Origin of the sequence: Hydrogenothermus marinus (assembly GCF_003688665.1) — a bacterium.
GTDB lineage: Bacteria > Aquificota > Aquificia > Aquificales > Hydrogenothermaceae > Hydrogenothermus > Hydrogenothermus marinus.
This window is the reverse complement of sequence record NZ_REFO01000010.1, coordinates 361264-380255: the sequence shown is the minus strand read 5'-3', so window position 1 is coordinate 380255 and position 18992 is coordinate 361264. Positions and strand designations below refer to the sequence as shown.

Below are 18992 nucleotides of genomic sequence, written 5' to 3'. Positions count from 1 at the left end.
AATGGAAAATCGTATACTTTTATCTCATGGAGGTGGTGGAGAAGAGACTCAAAAACTTATAAAAAATTTATTTTTTAAATACTTTTCTAATCCAATTTTAGAAAAAATGGAAGATGCAGCAGTTTTAAATACAAATTCCAAAATAGCTTTTACGACAGATTCTTTTACTATCTCTCCAATTTTCTTTAAAGGTGGAGATATAGGAAAATTATCAATAGCTGGGACAGTAAATGATATAGCAATGATGGGTGCAAAGCCAAGATTTTTAAGCTGTTCTTTCATAATAGAAGAAGGTTTCCCATTTGAAGATTTAGAAAAAATTGTTAAATCAATGTCTGAAGAGATGAAAAAAACAGAGGTAAAAATAGTTACTGGAGATACTAAAGTTGTTCCTAAAGGTTCTGTAGATAAAATTTTTATAAATACAACAGGAATTGGAGAGATTATATATGATGGTATTTCAGCGAGCAATTTGGAAGAAGGAGATATTATTTTAGTTTCTGGTAGTATTGGAGATCATGGAGCTTGTATTATGGCACAAAGAGAAGATATAGAAATGGAAAGTGAAATATCTTCAGATTGTGCATCTCTTTGGCCTTTAGTTAAGGATTTAATAAATTCTGGAGTAAAGATAAAGGCAATGAGAGACCCTACTCGTGGAGGATTATCTGCTGTTCTAAATGAATGGGCTAATCAATCAAAAATTGGGATAGAAATTGAAGAAGAAAAAATACCTATAAAAGATGAAGTACAAGGATTATGTGAACTTCTTGGTTTAGAAGCTTATACTCTCGCAAATGAAGGGAAATTAGTTTTAGTAGTTCCTAAAGGAGAAGAAGAAAAAGCATTAGATATTATGCTTAAAAGTCCTCTTGGGAAGGATTCTCAAATAATAGGAAAAGTAATATCAGATTATAAAGGGAAAGTTATTTTAAAATCTTCTTATGGTACAAGAAGAATTATGGAACCTCCTGCAGGAGAATTACTACCAAGGATTTGCTAAATGCATGAATTTTCAGTTGTTCAAAGTTTATTAAGTTTAATAGAAGAAAATGCAAGAAAAAATAATGCAAAATCAGTTTCAAAAGTAGTTGTAAAAATTGGAAAGATGTCAGGCATAGAGCCTCATTTATTAAAAATAGCATTTGATACATTTAAAGAAAAAACAATTTGTGAAAATGCCATTCTTGAAATGAATATTCAAGATATTATTGCTAAATGTGAAGACTGTGGTAAAGAATTTGTTATTGATGATAATAGGTTTATATGTTCTTCTTGTAATAGTTTTAATTTGAAAATTTTAGATGGGGAAGAAATGTACCTAATGAGCTTAGAAATGGAAATATAAATTTCGGAGGTATATATGCATATTCCAGATGGTTATCTATCATTGGCAACTTGTGCTATAGGATACGCTATAGATATACCGCTTTGGATAATAGGTTTAAGAAAAATAAAAAGTATACTCAATGAAAAAACTTTACCTTTACTTGCATCATTAACAGCTTTTAGTTTTATAGTTATGATGTTTAACATTCCTCTTCCTGGAGGAACAAGCGGTCATGCTACAGGAGATGCTTTATTGTCTATAGTTTTTGGTCCTTGGATAGCTTTTATTTGTATGAGTCTTGTTTTATTTATTCAAGCTGTAGTTTTTGGAGATGGCGGAATTACAACTTATGGTATAAATACATTTGCTATGGGTTGTATAGCTTCATTTTCTTCATATTGGATATTTCAATTATTAAAAAATTCAAAACTTTCAAAATTTGCTCCTTTTATAGCAGGTTGGTTTTCATTAGTTATGGCCTCTCTTTTTATTGGATTTATTCTTGGAATACAACCTTATCTTGCACATACTTCTGATGGAAAACCTATCTATTTTCCATTTGGTTTAGAAATTTCTATTCCAGCAATGATAATTCCTCATATGCTTGTTTTTGGTGTTGCAGAGGGTATTTTTACGCAAATTGCCTATGAATTTATTGTTAAAAAGGAATATCTTCTTAATGAAAAGGAGATTACACAATGAAAAGAATTTGGTTATTTTTATTAATACTTATTTTTTTAGTTCCCCTTGGCCTTTTAACGGATTATCCAGCTTGGGGTGAATGGTCTGAAAGCTACTTTAAGAAAATATTGGGTTTCGTTCCAAAAGGAATACAAGAGCATATAAGTTACACTGCACCAATACCTGATTATGATCTAAATGGATTAAATCCAATTTTAGGATATTATATAAGTGCCATTATAGGAGTAGGAATTATATTTTTAATATTTTATATGATTGGATATATAAAAAAGAATGATTGAAAAAATTTTATTCTTTATATATTTTTTTTCCGCTTTCTTATTAGTTTATTTTCAAAATATTTATATTTTAAGTATAGCTTTTATTTTATTAGGAGTATTAGCTTATAAAAATTTTTGGGAAATTTTCATAAAAACTCTTGTTATACTTTGGGTTTTTAATGGATTCGTTAGTTTATCATATATAATATTTTCATTAATAAAAAATGAAAATCCTTTGGACTTTATTATATTATTCAATCTTAGAGTTTTTGATATTACATTCATGAGTTTGCTTTTTTCAAAACGAGTAAATATTATAAAGGCTGTTTCTTTCTCAAAAACATTATCTTTTTTAACAACAGTTTCATTATTACAGATAAACAACTTTAAAAAAACTTTTAAAGATTTCCAATTTGCATTAAAAAGTAGAACAATAAAACCTATAAAAGATAGAAAAAAAAGAGAATTTATAGGAATGATGACTATTTATTTTTTTAAGAAAGCTAATCATAATGCAGAGGAGGTTTCTCTTGCCCTTAAATCAAGAGGATTTTTTGATAAAATGCAATAACTTAACTTATTATTTTGAAAATTCAATAGCTTTAAATAATATATCTTTTTCAGTAAAAAAAGGAGAAAGATTAGTATTACTTGGAGCTAATGGTAGTGGAAAAACTACATTACTTAGAATTTTGGCGGCTTTATACTTCCCACATAAAGGAGAGCTTATCTACAAAGGTAATATAATAAATAGAAAAACATCTAAAGATGTACTTAAACAGTTAAGAACTGAAATCGGTATTTTATTTCAAAATCCAGATACTATGATTTTTAATCCTACTGTATATGATGAAATTGCTTTTGGACTTCAGGAAAGAGATTATAAAAATATAAAAGATAAAGTATATGAAGTTGCTAAACTTTGTCAGATAGAACATCTCTTAGATAGATCACCATTAAAACTAAGTGGAGGAGAAAAACAGAAAGTGGCTCTTGCATCTATTTTAGCTCCAAATCCAGAGGTTTTACTTTTAGATGAGCCAACAGCCAACTTAGATCCAGGTTCTACAGGATGGCTTATAGATTTACTTTATGAATTAGATATAACACTTATCATAAGCACACATAATTTATCTATAGCCCCAGAATTTGCTTCACGGGCTTTAGTTTTAGACACATCGCATAATCTTATATTTGATGGTAGTTTAAAAGAACTTAAAAATGAATATGAAATATTAAAAAAAGCGAATTTAGTTCATAAACATAAATATCGCAATGATTTTCACTGGCATGATTGGTATTGAAAATGAAAAAACATTTAAAAATTAATTTTACAGGAGCAGTTCAAGGAGTAGGATTTAGGCCTTTTATTTACAATTTAGCCATAAAATATGGCTTAAAAGGATATGTAATAAATAGTACAGAAGGTGTAATAATAGAGGTTGAAGGAAAAGAAGAAAATATAAATCAGTTTTTAATATCTATATATAAAGAAAAACCTCCTTTAGCTCATATATTTTCTCAAGAAATTGAAGAACTCCCTATAACAAATTTTACAAAGTTTGAAATAAAAAAATCAGAAGAAAAAGGAAAAAAGGAAGTATTTATTCTTCCTGATATTTCAACTTGTGATGAATGTTTAAAAGAACTAATGGATCCAAATAATAGAAGATATAGATATCCTTTTATAAATTGTACAAATTGTGGTCCAAGATTCTCTATTATAGAAAAACTTCCTTATGATAGACCAAATACCACTATGAAATCTTTTAAAATGTGTCCAAAATGTAAAAAAGAGTATGAAAATCCAACAGATAGAAGATTTCATGCTCAACCAAATGCTTGTCCAGATTGTGGACCTTATATAACTCTATATACTGCAGATAAAGTATTTATAGCAGAAAAAGAAGAAGCTTTACGAAAAACAGTGAACTTTTTAAAAAAAGGGAAAATTTTAGCAATAAAAGGTATTGGTGGATTTCATCTTGTATGTGATGCTACTAATAATAATTCTTTACAAACTCTTAGACAAAGGAAGAAAAGAGGAGAAAAACCTTTTGCTATAATGTTTAAAGATATAAATCAAATAAAAAAATATGCAAATATTACCAAACTTGAAGAAGCCATAATATTATCACCAGAAAAACCAATAGTAATTGTAAAGAAAAAAATTAATACAGATTTAGGAGAAGAAGTAGCACCATATTTAGATAGAATTGGAGTATTTTTACCTTACTCACCTCTCCATTATTTACTTTTGAATGAATTTGAAAAACCTTTAGTAATGACTTCTGCAAACTTATCAGACGAACCTATTGTAAAAGATAATGAAGAGGCATTTAAAAAACTATCTATTTTTACTGATTATATACTTACTCATAACAGAAGTATAAAAAATAGAGTAGATGATAGCGTTATCAGAATTATAAACGAAAATATATCTTTTATTAGACGCTCTAGAGGATATGCACCACTTCCTATAAAATTACCTTTTAAACTACAAAAAAAAGTTTTAGCAGTTGGAGGACATCAGAAAAACACAATATGTATAGCTTTTGAAGATAAAGCTTTTTTAAGTCAACATATAGGTGATCTTGAGACTCTTGATTCTCAAAAAAATTTTGAAGAAGTAATATTTTCCTTTTTTAATCTTTATGATTTCAAACCTGAAATAATAGTTTCAGATTTACATCCTAGATATTATTCAACTCAATGGGCTGAAAATTTTTCCAATAAGAATAATATACCTTTAATCAAATTACAGCATCATTATACACATGCTCTTTCTTTAATGGTAGAAAATCAGTTAAAAGATGAAAAATTATTTGCTGTTTGTTGGGATGGTACAGGCTATGGAGACGATAACAATCTTTGGGGGGGAGAATTCTTAATTGCTGATTATAACAATTATCAAAGAGTATCTCATTTAAAATATTTTAAACTTCTTGGAGGAGAAAAAGCCGTAAAAGAACCAAGAAGAGTAGCTTTATCTTTACTCTTTGATATGTATGGAAAAAATTTCGATAATATTAATTGTATCCCAACTTTAAGAAACTTTTCAGAAAAAGAGTTAAATCTACTTTATACTGCTTGGGGGAAAAATATAAACTCTCCTAAATCTTCATCTATAGGAAGGCTTTTTGATGCAGTTTCATCTTTATTAGACATAAGACAAAAATTATCTTATGAAGGACAATCTGGGATGATAATGGAGAACTATTATGATTGGACAATTAAAGATTATTATCCAGTCGATATATATGAAGATATTATAGATTGGAGACCTATTATAGAAGCTATGATTAAAGATAAATCTGATTTAAAAACAAAGGTAAGTAGATTTATAAATACCTTAGCTAATATTGTTATTCAGATCTATAAGTATAAAGGTTCCGACCTTAAATTAGGCTTAACAGGTGGAGTATTTCAAAATAAATATTTAACAGAAAAAATTATTCAACTTGCTGAAAAAGAAAAAATACCAGTTCTTATTCATAAGAAAGTGCCACCTAATGATGGAGGATTAGCATTAGGACAGATTGCTTATTTACTAAAGATTAACTTATGATTCTTTGTTTTCAATTTTAAAAATTAAACTATAAATTTATGAATGAGTAATTATTCATTTTATTATATAATTAAATATATAATATATAATTAAATATGAAAAGGAGTTTTAAAGGTGAATAATAATGAATTAAAAAATATTAATTCTTGGCTAAATCTTACAAAACTTTCTTTACCTGTAAAAGTTTTATTTACTGGATATTTAATTGTTATAAGTATTGGCCTTGCAATAGCAGGGCTACAGATTTTATTAACTCATGGTATGGCAGATGGTAAATTTGGTATTTCAATAGAAGATATTGCATATAGTTATTATGGAAATAGAACAGGTTCAAAAACTTGAAAAAGCATTAAATGGTTCTATGAAACAGTATGCTTCTCCTGAAGATAGAGCAAAATTAATAGAATGGGTTAGAAAAGGTGCTCCAGATAAAGAATGGAAAAATGTTGTAAAACCAATTGTTGAAAAAAATTGTGCTAAATGTCATGGAGTAATTCCATCTATACCTGATTTAACAAAGAAAGAAGTCATTAAAGAACTGGCAAAGGTTGATACTGGTGCTACAATAGAGCAATTAACACGAGTTTCGCATATTCATTTATTTGGAATGGCTTTTATTTTCATGCTTCTTGGTTTTGTGTTTTCATTTTCAATAGGTATAAACAAGATAGTAAAATCTATTTTAATCTTTACACCATTTGCATTCCAGTTTATAGATATTAGTGCTTGGTGGCTTACAAAATATTGGCCAGATTTTGCATGGTTTGTGATAATCGGAGGTTTTGGATACTTTACTGCATCTGTAATTATGATACTAATATCTTTATATCAGATGTGGATTATGAAACCAAGAGAAGGAAATGCTTGGCATCAAGATTAGTAAAGAGTAGATATCTACACTTTTTTTTATTTAGATATTAAATCAAATTTCCCTATTACAGAAATTTAAGAAGTAAAAACAAGATTAACTGTATACTAACTGAATTAAGATGGTACATGCTTTTTATTAAGTATTATAAAAACTATTTCTTTTCTCTATAAATAAAACACTTAATGAACCTATTTCCATTTTATTTTCCTGACTTTTAATTATTAAGTTAAGATGAAAGTCATAAAAAAATATAAAATCTTAAAATTTATGAAATATAATAGACATTATATTCTAAACTACATAATAAAAACAGATATGTATAGAGATGAAAAACAAAGAAATTTTTTATATGATAAATTATTCTTAATTACATTTTAAAAGATTGAGGTGAAAATGAACTGGTCTAATATAATTTTTGTAGTTTTAATTGCTGGATTAGTTTTATTCTTTTTATACAAAAAAGGAATTATACTTGCAAACTTTGAAAAAGTAGATCCAAAAGAAGCTTATCAAATGATTAAAAAAGAAAAAGATATCTATATATTAGATGTTAGAACTCCTGCTGAAGTTAAAACTGATGGTAAAATCCCAAAATCTCATTTAATTCCTCTTTATGAGCTTCCTAAAAAAGTAGATAAAATTCCGAAAAATAAAAAAATTCTTGTTTATTGTAGGAGTGGTAATAGAAGTATTTCTGCCTCAAGATTATTATCTTCCCTAGGCTATAAAGTTTATAATATAAATGGTGGAATTATAGAATGGAAAAAAGAAGGACTTCCTATCTCAAAAAAATAGGTCTTGACTCTAGAAGTTTTATTGTATATGGATGCTTTGGATTTTCAAAAATTTCATAAACATTATTATGTTCTAAAATTTCTCCATCTTTTATTACATAAACATAATCTGCTACTTCTGCTACTACTCCAAAATCGTGAGTAATAAGAAGTACTCCTCTATCTTTTTCTTTTTGTTTTTTAAATAAATCTAAAATTTTTGAAGCAACTGTTACATCTAATGCGGTAGTCGGCTCATCAGCAAGAATAACAGAAGGCTCATTAACTGTGGCTATGGCTATAGCTACTCTTTGTTTTAATCCACCTGAAAGTTCATGGGGATATTGATAAAATCTTTTTTCTTCTTCTGGAATATGTACATCTCTTAGAGCTCTTAATGCTATTTCTGTAGCTTCTTCTTTAGAAACATTTCTATGGGCTAAAATAGTTTCTACTATCTGCTCTCTTATAGTTAATAAAGGATTTAATACTGAAGATGGTTCTTGAAAAATTAAAGAAATATCATAGCCTCTAATCTTTCTTATATCTTCATTATTTAGATTTAAAAGGTTATCTATATTATATCTTTTAGTATTTAAAGATATTTTTCCTTCTACCTTTGCATACCTTGGAAGAAGTTTTAAGATTGAATAACAACTTACACTTTTACCACTTCCTGATTCACCAACTAAAGCAACTATCTCATTTGGATAAACTTCAAAAGAGATACCTTTTAAGGCTGATATAGTTTGATTTTCTGAAATAAAATTAACCTTTAGATTTTTTACAGATAAGAGGGGATAATCCCCTCTTTTATATTTATTTGAGAGCATCTATTATCTTATTTAACATATCTGCTGGAATAGCTCCAGATATAACAATACCATGTGGGAATATTAACGTAGGAGTTCCTCTAATACCTAACTTTTGAGCAATTTCCATATTTTGATTTAATGCTTCTTCTGCTTTATCACAAGCTTTTTCTCCAAGCTTTTTAAATTCTTCTTTATCTGTTTGTTTTTCAAATGCTTTATTTAAAAGTTTAGCTGATGCCTCTTTTGTTGGCTGACATATTATAGCTTTAGATACAGGTTTCGCATATTTATGGAATGGAAGAGGAAATAGTATAACTCTAAACTGAACATCATTTCTTTTAGCAAGAACTTTTTTCATCTCTTCATGGAATCTTTTACAGAAAGGACATTGAGGATCTGTTATTTCATAAATTACAAATTTAGCATTTTTATTTCCTAAAATAACATCTGCTTTTGTTGGCATAGCATTTTCATCAATAAGTCTTATCCTTGATAAACCTCTTTCTCCTAATATTTTTTTAAGCTTTTCAGCTTTTTCTTTACCAATTCTTTTTTCTAACTTCGCTAATTTTTCTTTTAAATCTTGTTGATTTAGCTTTGTAACCTTTTCTCTTGTTAAACTTTTTCTTTCTTTTATAGATATAATCTCTCCACTTATTAAATATTCCATTGAACAATCTAAATATACAGGGATTTTTTTCCCATTTACTTCAACAATAACTTCATATAAACCATCTACTGGAGAATCAGAAACAGATAATACTTTTGCATTTCCAAGAAGTGGAGCTAAAGCCTTTTTTACATCTTTTATAGATACATCACTATTAGATAAACAAGATTCTTGTGCTTTTACTGAAATAGAGATTAAAGATAGAGCTAAAACAATAGAAAAGAGTTTTAAAACTTTCATAAGTCCTCCTTAATAATAAATGTTTTTTTATTATAGTATAATATTTTTTATGAAATTGCTGTGAAATATTTATATTTTCGGAGGAAATTTTGAAAGTAGCTATAGGCTCTGATCATGCTGGTTTTGATCTAAAAGAAGTAATTAAAAAACATCTTGAAGAAAAAGGTTTTGAAGTAATAGACAAAGGAACTTATTCAAAAGAAAGAGTTGATTATCCAGTTTATGGAAAAGCAGTTGCTGAAAGTGTTGTAAGTGGAGAAGCAGATAAAGGAATAGTAATATGTGGAACAGGTATAGGAATATCTATATCTGCAAATAAAGTAAAAGGAATAAGAGCCGCTTTATGCACAAATGAGTATATGGCAAGAATGGCAATTAGACATAACAACGCAAACATTTTAGCTCTTGGTGGAAGAGTATTAGGTCAAGATTTAGCTATAAATATAGTAGATGCTTTTTTCTCAGAACATTTTGAAGGTGGAAGACACGAAAAAAGAATTGAACTTATTCATCAGATTGAGGAAAGTTATTGTCAATAAATAATCTGGAGGTCAAATAATTGTTAGAACATTTAAAATCTGAAGACAAAGAAGTTTTTGAAGCAGTTTCAAAAGAGTTTAAAAGACAACAAGAACATCTTGAGATGATAGCTTCTGAGAATTATACATCTTATGCTGTAATGGAAGCTCAAGGTTCTGTTTTAACAAATAAATATGCAGAAGGACTTCCACATAAAAGATATTATGGTGGATGTGAATATGTAGATATAGTTGAAGATTTAGCTATAGAAAGGGTTAAAAAAATATTTGGTGCAGAACATGCAAATGTTCAACCTCATTCAGGTTCTCAAGCAAATCAAGCAGTTTATTTCTCACAGCTTAAAGCAGGAGATACTATAATGGGAATGAGCCTTGCTCATGGTGGCCATTTAACCCATGGAGCAAAAGTAAATCTTTCTGGGATAGTATTTAACTCTGTCCAATATGGAGTAAATCCTGAAACAGAATTAATAGATTATGATGAAGTTTATAAACTTGCAAAAGAACATAAACCTAAAATGATAGTTGCAGGCGCATCTGCATATTCAAGAATTATAGACTGGGCTAAATTTAAAGAGATAGCTGATGAAGTTGGAGCTTTATTTATGGTTGATATGGCCCATTATGCAGGGATTATAGCTGGAGGTGCTTATCCTTCACCGGTTCCTTATGCAGATTTTGTAACTTCAACAACTCATAAAACTTTAAGAGGCCCAAGAGGTGGATTTATTTTATCTAAAGCAGAATATGGAAAAGATATAGATAAATGGGTATTTCCAAGACTTCAAGGTGGTCCTTTAATGCATGTGATAGCAGCTAAAGCAGTAGCATTTAAACAAGCTTTAACAGATGAGTTTAAAAAGTATGCAGAGCAGACAGTTAAAAATGCAAAAGTTTTAGCAGAAGAGTTAAAAGCAGAAGGGCTTAGAATAGTATCAGGTGGAACAGATTCTCATATTGTTCTTGTTGATTTAAGACCTTTAAATGTAAAAGGAAATCAAGCAGAAGAAGCCCTTGGAAAAGCAAATATTACTGTAAATAAAAATGCAATCCCATTTGATCCAGAAAAACCAATGGTAACATCAGGAATTAGACTTGGTACAGCGGCTCTTACAACAAGAGGTATGAAAGAAAATGATATGAGAAGAATAGCTAAAAATATTGTTAAAGTATTGAAAAATATTGACAATGAAAAAGTTATAAATGAAGTTAAAGAAGATGTTTTATCTTTATGTTCTACATATCCTTTATATCCAGAATGGACTAAGTATTATTTAAGCTAAAAGGAAGGATTTTTTCCTTCCTTGGAGAAAAAAATGAAAGTAGAACTTTATCCTTTATTTAAAAAGGTAAATATTTTTACAAAAGCAAGTGAAGAAGCAAGACAGTTTTCTGTAAGACTTAAAAACTGGCTAAATAGTTATGCAATAGAATCTAAAATTTTTGAAAATTTAGCAGATTTAGAAAAAGAAGAAAATATAAAAGGAACAGAACTTCTTTTAGTTGTTGGAGGAGATGGTTCTTTACTTATAACAGCAAGAAGAGTAGCCAAATGGGGTATTCCTATACTTGGAATTAATTTAGGAAGACTTGGATTTTTAACAGAAGTAAATGAAGATGAAGCATTTGATGTTTTAGCTCAGATCTTATCTAAGCCTCTTTGTATATCAAGAAGAATGATGCTAAGAGCTACATTAATTAGAGATGGAAAAGAGATTTTAAAAGCAGATGTTTTAAATGATGTTGTTGTAAATAAAGCTATTTTAGCCAGAATTGTAGATGTGGCAGTTTATGTTGGAGATAGATATATTACAACCTATAATGGTGATGGAATAATAATAGCAACACCTACAGGTTCTACAGGTTATGCTTTATCTGCAGGAGGACCTATAGTTTATCCTATGATGGAAAACTTTTTAGTTGTACCAATATGTCCTCATACATTAACAGATAGACCTTTAATGCTACCACCATTTGAACCAATAACTATAGAACTTGTAGCAAAAGATAAAGATGCATGGCTTACCCTTGATGGACAAGAAGGTACAGAGCTTAAATATAAAGATAAAATAATTGTAAAACAATCACCTTATTATACATATCTTGTAAGAAAACCTGATAAAAATTATTTTGATATTTTAAGAGAAAAACTAAACTGGTCATAATGGATTTTAAAGTAGGAATAGGATTTGATATTCACAGATTAGAAAAAGGTAAAAAACTTATTATTGGTGGCATTGAAATTCCTTTTGAAAAAGGATGGGTAGCTCATTCTGATGGAGATATATTTTTCCATGCTTTAACAGATGCAATACTTGGAGCTATAGGAAAAGGAGATATAGGACAGCTTTTCCCAGATACAGATGAAAAAAATAAAAATCTTTCAAGTGATATTTTTTTAAGAAAAGCAGTAGAAATATCTGAAAATGAAGGATATGAGATAATAAATATAGATAGTTATATACTTCTTGAAAAGCCAAAACTTTTACCATATAGAGATAAAATTATAAAAAATACATCAAAAATAACTAAATGTAGTAATATATTTTTAAAAGGTAAAACATTTGAAAAACTTGGAGATATAGGACAAGGAAAAGCAGGTGCGTGTGAGGCCATTGTTCTTTTAAAAAGGAGGAATACATGAAAAATATAAAGTTAACTACTACCATAGAAGAAGTTTTAAATAGATTTCCGGAAACAAGAGAGTTTTTTGAGAGTAAAGGAATGTACTGCTGGACTTGTAAAGGAAAAAAACATGAAACAATTTTTTATTCAGCTACCTATTATGGTTTAGACCCAGAAGAGTTTTTAAACCAATTAAAAGAATTTATAAAAAGTAAACAATCAAAAATAAAGAAGATTAAATGATGAAAATATTAAATGATTTTTTAAACAATTTAGAACAAAAATACAAAAATATTGATAATTTATCAGAAAATCAGCTAAATAGTCTTGAAAAAGATATTGAACAATTTTATTTGGAACATTTTAAAGAAGCACCTATTGAACAGATAAGAAATAATTTTTTCCATTTTTCAAGAACAGTAAAAGAACCTGTTAAATTTTTATTTTTAACGAAAATAGTAGAATTTATACAAAAAGTAAGACCTTCAGCTTTTCCTATTCCTTTAGTAGAAAATTTAGATATTGAAAGTTTTTTAATTACTGTAAATCATCCAATATTTGAGTTTTTAATAATAGAAAAAGAGCTTTTACCTGTTTTCCCTATTTCAGAGCTTTATATTGTAGATGATGAAACTATTTTTGAACTTACAGAAAGACTATTTTTAAAAGATACAATAATAAAAAATGGTTTATTTTATCAAGGAAAAGTCTTATTTAAACTTTTTGATTATATCTTTAACAAAATTTTATATTACTATCCAGAAGATTTTCCTCATAAAGTTCTTAAAAAGAAAGGCAAAGATTTTGTTTTAAATGAAAACTATATTAAAGATGTTTATGAAAATATACTCAATGAGTTTTCAATTAGGTATCTAAAAAAAGATTTAAAACCAAAAAAAATAGAAAAAGAGTATTTAACTGTTATTCAAGATAATATAGAGAATATCTCAGAACTTCAATTTCTTATAAAAGTAGCACAGCTTGAAATGGTGTTTTATACAATCTTTGAAGATGAAGAAGAAGAGATATTCCAGATAGAACAAAATAATGAAGATGGAGTTTATAACTTAGTTTACTTTTTTGGACTTGAAAATATAAACTTTCATCTTTTATCTATATTCTTTGATTATGATTTAATACTTTCAAATACATTACAAATAGTAAAAGAGCTAAAAAATAATGAAAATCTAAAAGAAAATTTAGAAAATTTTGTTTTATCTATATTAGACCTTCCTTATATATCAAAAAAGTACCAAAATAAAGATATTTTGTTTGAGATTATTAAAGAAACAGGTTTTAAAGAAAGCCTTTTAAAAGAACTTTCTCTAAATGCTTATTTTAGGACATTTCAGCATGAGAAATTTTTAGAAAATTTTGAGGAAAATGAAAATTTTTACATAGATACTTTTATCCAGTTTGAACTTTCTAAACTATTTTTAGAAAAACAAACAAAAGAAGAAACTGCTAAAAATATAGAGAAAGTCATAGGAAAAGATGAAAGTATAGATGAATTAAAGTTAAATGCTATTAAATTTTTAATCTATTATCTTAAATCAGACTATTCTAAAATAGATGAAAAAAATATGAATCTTTTTGTATTTAATCTTTTGTTTGAAGGAAAAGAAAATATAGAAAATCTAATTCCTGAAAATATCCTTGCAGAAATTATCCTTGATGAAATTTTGATAGAATCAAAAAATTTAGCTATAGAACTTATAGCTTTTTATCCATTTGAAGAAAGATTTTACAAAATAGCAGGTATTAATTTTAAATATGAGATTCCAAAAATTAAATAAATTTGACAAAATATTTGTAGCAGAAATTACACAAGATATTCCCCTTTGGCTTTCTTTAATTATGGGATTATATCCAAAACTTCAAAATGAGATAGTTTATTTTTTATCACTAATAATTGGTAGTATAGCATCTATTTATATAATTAAAATGATAAAAGATGGAGAATATAGCCCTGGTTTAATTGCAGAGAACTCATCTGAAGCTTTTGCTTTCTCAATATATAGTATAGCTTTAATTATTATTTTGATAATAGCTTCATATAAAAAAGTCCTTTATATGGAAACATTTATGTGGAGTTATCTAATTGTTTTTTCATTGTTTGAGCTTATATTCTTTATAAAAAATAAAAACACAGACTAAATGGAAAATATAGAAAAAGCAAAGAATATAATAAAAAAAGTTTTACAATATGATGACAATACTATTGAAAAAGTAAAAATCTCAGAAGCTTTAGAAACTCTTTTAAAAAATGAAGAAATTCCAAAAACTATAAAAGATGATATTAAATATATAGATGGTCTTTCTTCAGCAAAAAAGAGAGCTTTTTTAAAATATATTCTAAATATTTTAGAGACTATAAAAAAAGAAGAAAAAGAGAAAGAAACAATTTTCTTTGAAAAGCTATCTATAAATGAACTTGAAAAAATATTAATAGAAAACCTAAAAATATTAAAACCTATAGAAAAAAAAGCCTTAAAAAAAGTAGGAGCAACAAATATAAGAAAAGCTTTATACTACTTTCCAGTAAGATATGAAGATAAAAGAATAAAAAAGATAAAACAGGTAAAAGAAGGTGAATCAGGGGTTTTTAAAGTAGAAGTTGAAAGTATAAAAAAAGTAAATAGAGGAAGAATAAAAGTAGAAGTTTTATTAAAAGATGATACAGGGAGTTTAAAAGCCTATTTTGTCCATGATAAGCCATTTTTATTTAATATATTCACAAAAGGAAAAAAGCTTTTAGTAGGTGGAAAAGTAAGTATATTTAGAGGAGAAAAAAATATATTCCAGCCTGAAGTTTATAATATTGAAGATAGTATAATCATAGATAGAATTGTACCTGTATATTCTTTAAGAGGAGATAGCTCAATAAAAACAAGTTCCCAAACTATAAATCACTTAAGAAGAGCTATTTTTAAATTACTAAAAAGATACTCAAAATATATAGATGAGTATATGCCTAAGTATATCCTAGAAAAATATAAACTGCCAGAAATAGTTGAAGCTATAAGAAGAATACATTTTCCTTTAAGTAGTGAGAATATAGACCTTTTAAATGATTATGAAACAAGATACCAAATAAGATTTATATTTGAAGAGTTATTTTTACTTCAGCTTGCCCAAGAGTATAGAAGATATATGTTAATGCAGGAACAAGCAGAGCAGATTATAACAAATGAAGATTTTATAGAAAAGTTTGAAGAAAAACTTCCTTTTGAACTTACAAATGCCCAAAAAAAAGCAATAAAAGAGATTTTAGAAGATATAAAAAAGCCTATTCCTATGAATAGGATGGTGCAAGGAGATGTTGGAAGCGGTAAAACAATAGTAGCAATGGCAGCAAGCTATGCTACGGCTTTAAATAAAAAACAAGTAGCAGTAATGGCACCTACAGAGATACTTGCAAAACAGCATTTTAATAATTTTAAGAATATACTTGAACCTCTTGGAATAAAAATAGCCCTTTTAACAGGAAGTATAACCGGAAAAGAGAAAAAAAATCTTTTAAAACATATAAAAAATGGAGATATAGATATAGTAATAGGAACCCATGCATTAATACAAGATAATGTAGAATTTAAAAATTTATCACTTGTAATAGTTGACGAGCAACACAGATTTGGAGTAGAACAAAGAAAAATCTTAACAGAAAAATCCCATAAATCACCACATACATTAGTAATGACAGCTACACCAATTCCAAGAACCTTAGCAATGACATATTATGGAGACTTAGATGTTTCAATTATAAATGAACTGCCAAAAGGGAGAAAACCAGTTAAAACATTCCTTCTTTATGAAGATGAAAGAAAAAACTTATACAAAATGATGAAAGAAGAACTTGATAAAGGAAGACAAGCATTTGTAGTTTACCCTTTAATTGAAGAATCAGAAAAAACAGATTTAAAATCAGCAGAAGAGGGTTTTAAGCATTATCAAGAAGCTTTTCCAGATAAAAAAGTAGTTATGCTACATGGAAAAATGAAACAAGAAGAAAAAGATAAAATTATGGAAGATTTTAAAAATAAAAAAGCAGATATTCTTGTTTCAACAACTGTAATAGAAGTAGGAGTAGATGTACCAAATGCATCTATAATGGTAATAGAAGAAGCTCATAGATTTGGACTTTCTCAGATTCACCAGCTTAGAGGAAGAATAGGAAGAGGACAGTATGAAGGATACTGTTTTTTAATAATACCTTCAGAATTTAGGAAGCCTTCAGAAGACAAAACTAAAGAAAATCAAAGAAGAAGAACCTTAGAAAGATTAAAAGTATTAGTAAAAACGACAGATGGATTTAAGATAGCAGAAAAAGATTTAGAGTTTAGAGGAAGTGGAGATTTAGTAGGAACAGCCCAATCAGGAAGATTTAATTTTTCTATAGCAGACTTAGATAGACCTTTAGATAGAAGAATAATAAAATTTGCAAAAGAAGAAGCGAAAAAAATTATAGAGGAAGACCCTCAATTAAAAGATTATCCCCAGCTAAGACAGCTTTTATTTGATAAATATGGAGATAGATTTGAACTTTCAACAGTTGCTTAAAAAAGAGGAATATTAATCCTCACTTTAAGCTTTTCCATATTTTCTTTTTCCAGCTATAAGTAAGAATTACTCCTATTAACATATATATTAAAACCCACATTCCTATTTTATTTCTTTCTTCTTTATGAGGATCTGCTATATGTTCAAGGTAATTAACAACTTTTTCTGTTGATTCTTTTGTTAATCCAAGTCTTGGCATAGAAGTGCCAGGTAAAACAGTTTGAGGATTATTTATGAAAGCAACTAAATATTCTTTATCTCTTGATTTACCTTTCAAAGAAAGATCTGGAGGTATTTTACCAAGGTATTTTTTTAGATTTTCAGGGTTTGTATGAGCTTCTATCTTTTGGTATTTTATGTTATGACATCTAGTACATGCATCTTCTATAATTTCTTCTCCTTGAATATCTTTTTTAGCTACTGTTTTTAAAAAAGATACTATATCTGTTATCTGTTTATCTGTAAGTTGTGGTTGAGGAGGCATTGCAAATTTAGGGTTTTTTGTAGCATTTTGAGGGTTTTTTATAAAATTAAATAAAAAATGTTCTTCTACAATATTTGCTCTATTTGATAAATCTGGTGGAACTACATTAAAAGCGTGCATAGCAGTATTTTCATCCATCATAGCTTTTAGATTTTTAACTTTTAAACTATGACAAGATAAACAGTTTTGTTTAAATAAATTTTCCCCATTTTGAGGATTACCTTTTTCTTTTATATCATATTGAAGATCAAGATAATTAAAATCAGGTTTAGGTATGTTTCCATACATTTCATGGTGAGCTAAATCTTCAATACCATAGTAGCCAATAAGTACTATTACTACTATAGCAAATAAAATTTTTAATTCTTTTATCATTTTTTATCCCCTTCAAGCTGTTTCTTTTCTATTCTTGCAATTATTGGAAGTGATATAAAAAATCCAAAAAAAACTAAAGCTGCAAAAAACCCAACCCATGCATAAAGGCCTGTTGGAGGAAGTTTACCTAGAATTGTTAAAACAAGAACATCTATCACAAAAATCCAGAATGCAATCTGGAATAAAGGTCTATTTTTTCCACTAACCGTAGGGGATTTATCAAGCCATGGTAAGAATAATATCATTACCATACTTAAAGCAAAAGCTATCAAACCTAAATTCTGACTAAAGAAAAAACCTCTTAATACTTCATAAAATGCTAAAAAATACCATTCAGGATATATATGAGTTGGAGTTTGTAAAGGATTTGCAGGTTCAAAATTAACTCTATCCATTGCAAAATCAAATTTGAAAAATACTAAATAAAAGAAAAATAACAAAAATACACTCATTACAAAAAATTCCTTAGACATAAAAACAGGCCAAAATGGAACTCCTTCTTTTTTCTTATCAATTGGTTTTCCATCTTCATTATTACTTCCAACAATTCTTACTGAATATAAATGAATACCCATAACTATCATTATAAGAACCGGTAGTAAAGTAACATGCAAAGCAAAAAATCTTGTAAGAGTTGGATCTGAAACTGCATAATCTCCTCTTAACCATATTACAAGTTGTGGACCAATAAAAGGAATTTTCTCAAATAAGGTTGTTATTGTTTGAGCTGCCCAATATGACATCTGCCCCCAAGGTAATAGATAACCTGTAAAAGCAGTAGCTGCAAATAATATAAAGAGAATATAACCTGTTATCCATACTATTTCTCTTGGAGATTTATAAGAACCATAATAAATACCCCTCCCAATATGTATAAACATAAGTAAAAAGACAATACTTGCGGCAACTGCATGGACATGTCTAAAAAGCCATCCATAAGAAACATCCATTATAATAGTTTTATTTACACTATCAAAGGCAAGCTTTGCGTCAGGTTTATAATACATTAGGAGAAAAAGGCCGCTGATAAACAAAATTGCAAAAGTTAAAACAAGAAGCATTCCAAAAGACCAAAGAAAGTTTATATTCTTAGGCACCTTATAGTCTGTAAGGCTTACTTTTATTAATTTTCTAATTTCAAGTCTTTCATCAAGCCAGTCTATAAATCTCATATACTCTC

General features: G+C 27.8%; 23 protein-coding genes. 19 read left to right on the top strand and 4 right to left on the bottom strand.

Features of this window, described 5'->3' with window-relative positions:
- Nucleotide 1: 1 nt before the first annotated feature.
- The 11 genes from hypE to CLV39_RS02300 all read left to right on the top strand — a co-directional run bounded on the left by hypE (nucleotide 2) and on the right by CLV39_RS02300 (nucleotide 7526).
- Nucleotides 2-1003 (top strand): hydrogenase expression/formation protein HypE, encoded by a 1002-nt coding sequence (gene hypE / locus CLV39_RS02340; protein WP_121922612.1) that lies wholly within the window; start codon nucleotides 2-4, stop codon nucleotides 1001-1003.
- Entirely contained in the window at nucleotides 1004-1348 is a 345-nt protein-coding gene (hypA, locus tag CLV39_RS02335; RefSeq protein ID WP_121922611.1) for a hydrogenase/urease nickel incorporation protein HypA, read from the top strand.
- A gap of 15 nt (nucleotides 1349-1363) precedes the next feature.
- On the top strand, nucleotides 1364-2032 hold the full coding sequence (cbiM, locus tag CLV39_RS02330) for a cobalt transporter CbiM (RefSeq protein ID WP_121922610.1): 669 nt from the start codon (nucleotides 1364-1366) through the stop codon (nucleotides 2030-2032).
- Nucleotides 2029-2313, top strand: coding sequence for a PDGLE domain-containing protein (locus CLV39_RS02325; protein ID WP_121922609.1), 285 nt, complete (start codon nucleotides 2029-2031; stop codon nucleotides 2311-2313). Before cbiM ends, CLV39_RS02325 begins: the two co-directional genes overlap by 4 nt.
- Nucleotides 2306-2863: a hypothetical protein gene (locus CLV39_RS02320; protein WP_121922608.1), complete on the top strand. Its 558-nt coding sequence runs from the start codon at nucleotides 2306-2308 to the stop codon at nucleotides 2861-2863. Before CLV39_RS02325 ends, CLV39_RS02320 begins: the two co-directional genes overlap by 8 nt.
- Complete coding sequence (locus CLV39_RS02315) at nucleotides 2847-3596, top strand: energy-coupling factor ABC transporter ATP-binding protein (RefSeq protein WP_245960285.1); 750 nt, start codon at nucleotides 2847-2849, stop codon at nucleotides 3594-3596. The genes CLV39_RS02320 and CLV39_RS02315 overlap by 17 nt, the downstream gene beginning before the upstream one ends.
- Nucleotides 3597-3598: 2 nt before the next feature.
- Complete coding sequence (gene hypF, locus CLV39_RS02310) at nucleotides 3599-5860, top strand: carbamoyltransferase HypF (RefSeq protein WP_121922606.1); 2262 nt, start codon at nucleotides 3599-3601, stop codon at nucleotides 5858-5860.
- 114 nt (nucleotides 5861-5974) lie between these two features.
- Nucleotides 5975-6202 (top strand): hypothetical protein, encoded by a 228-nt coding sequence (locus CLV39_RS08665; RefSeq protein WP_211325031.1) that lies wholly within the window; start codon nucleotides 5975-5977, stop codon nucleotides 6200-6202.
- A complete protein-coding gene (locus CLV39_RS02305) occupies nucleotides 6174-6740 on the top strand; it encodes a hypothetical protein (protein ID WP_211325029.1) in 567 nt (188 codons plus the stop codon). The genes CLV39_RS08665 and CLV39_RS02305 overlap by 29 nt, the downstream gene beginning before the upstream one ends.
- Before the next feature lie 222 nt (nucleotides 6741-6962).
- Nucleotides 6963-7109: a hypothetical protein gene (locus CLV39_RS08575; RefSeq protein WP_170145584.1), complete on the top strand. Its 147-nt coding sequence runs from the start codon at nucleotides 6963-6965 to the stop codon at nucleotides 7107-7109.
- A gap of 15 nt (nucleotides 7110-7124) precedes the next feature.
- Nucleotides 7125-7526 (top strand): rhodanese-like domain-containing protein, encoded by a 402-nt coding sequence (locus CLV39_RS02300; RefSeq protein WP_121922605.1) that lies wholly within the window; start codon nucleotides 7125-7127, stop codon nucleotides 7524-7526.
- On the opposite strand, the gene CLV39_RS02295 is transcribed toward CLV39_RS02300, so the two are convergent.
- Nucleotides 7510-8337, bottom strand: coding sequence for an ABC transporter ATP-binding protein (locus CLV39_RS02295; protein WP_121922604.1), 828 nt, complete (start codon nucleotides 8335-8337; stop codon nucleotides 7510-7512). The genes CLV39_RS02300 and CLV39_RS02295 overlap by 17 nt on opposite strands.
- Complete coding sequence (locus CLV39_RS02290; protein WP_121922603.1) at nucleotides 8324-9229, bottom strand: DsbC family protein; 906 nt, start codon at nucleotides 9227-9229, stop codon at nucleotides 8324-8326. Before CLV39_RS02290 ends, CLV39_RS02295 begins: the two co-directional genes overlap by 14 nt.
- An 89-nt stretch (nucleotides 9230-9318) precedes the next feature.
- Here CLV39_RS02290 and rpiB point away from each other — a divergent pair, with 89 nt between their 5' ends.
- Genes rpiB through recG form a run of 8 tightly spaced genes read left to right on the top strand, consistent with a single transcriptional unit; the run spans nucleotide 9319 to nucleotide 16953 of the window.
- On the top strand, nucleotides 9319-9768 hold the full coding sequence (gene rpiB / locus CLV39_RS02285) for a ribose 5-phosphate isomerase B (RefSeq protein ID WP_121922602.1): 450 nt from the start codon (nucleotides 9319-9321) through the stop codon (nucleotides 9766-9768).
- A gap of 20 nt (nucleotides 9769-9788) precedes the next feature.
- Nucleotides 9789-11051 carry a serine hydroxymethyltransferase gene (gene glyA, locus CLV39_RS02280; protein ID WP_121922601.1) on the top strand — a complete coding sequence of 421 codons (1263 nt, stop codon included), beginning with the start codon at nucleotides 9789-9791 and terminating at the stop codon, nucleotides 11049-11051.
- A 33-nt stretch (nucleotides 11052-11084) separates the two neighbouring features.
- Nucleotides 11085-11933, top strand: coding sequence for an NAD(+)/NADH kinase (locus CLV39_RS02275; protein WP_121922600.1), 849 nt, complete (start codon nucleotides 11085-11087; stop codon nucleotides 11931-11933).
- Nucleotides 11933-12412: a 2-C-methyl-D-erythritol 2,4-cyclodiphosphate synthase gene (gene ispF, locus CLV39_RS02270; protein WP_121922599.1), complete on the top strand. Its 480-nt coding sequence runs from the start codon at nucleotides 11933-11935 to the stop codon at nucleotides 12410-12412. Before CLV39_RS02275 ends, ispF begins: the two co-directional genes overlap by 1 nt.
- Nucleotides 12409-12636, top strand: a complete 228-nt coding sequence (locus CLV39_RS02265; protein ID WP_121922598.1) for a DUF1858 domain-containing protein — start codon at nucleotides 12409-12411, stop codon at nucleotides 12634-12636. The genes ispF and CLV39_RS02265 overlap by 4 nt, the downstream gene beginning before the upstream one ends.
- The gene (locus tag CLV39_RS02260; RefSeq protein WP_170145583.1) at nucleotides 12633-14189 is read left to right on the top strand and encodes a hypothetical protein; all 1557 of its coding nucleotides are present in this window, start codon (nucleotides 12633-12635) and stop codon (nucleotides 14187-14189) included. The genes CLV39_RS02265 and CLV39_RS02260 overlap by 4 nt, the downstream gene beginning before the upstream one ends.
- The gene (locus CLV39_RS02255; protein WP_121922596.1) at nucleotides 14167-14550 is read left to right on the top strand and encodes a hypothetical protein; all 384 of its coding nucleotides are present in this window, start codon (nucleotides 14167-14169) and stop codon (nucleotides 14548-14550) included. The genes CLV39_RS02260 and CLV39_RS02255 overlap by 23 nt, the downstream gene beginning before the upstream one ends.
- Nucleotides 14551-16953 (top strand): ATP-dependent DNA helicase RecG, encoded by a 2403-nt coding sequence (gene recG / locus CLV39_RS02250; protein WP_121922595.1) that lies wholly within the window; start codon nucleotides 14551-14553, stop codon nucleotides 16951-16953.
- Between the two features lie 19 nt (nucleotides 16954-16972).
- On the opposite strand, the gene CLV39_RS02245 is transcribed toward recG, so the two are convergent.
- Nucleotides 16973-17812 (bottom strand): cytochrome c1, encoded by an 840-nt coding sequence (locus CLV39_RS02245; protein ID WP_245960284.1) that lies wholly within the window; start codon nucleotides 17810-17812, stop codon nucleotides 16973-16975.
- The gene (locus CLV39_RS02240; protein ID WP_121922594.1) at nucleotides 17809-18984 is read right to left on the bottom strand and encodes a cytochrome b; all 1176 of its coding nucleotides are present in this window, start codon (nucleotides 18982-18984) and stop codon (nucleotides 17809-17811) included. Before CLV39_RS02240 ends, CLV39_RS02245 begins: the two co-directional genes overlap by 4 nt.
- Between the last annotated feature and the right edge of the window lie 8 nt (nucleotides 18985-18992).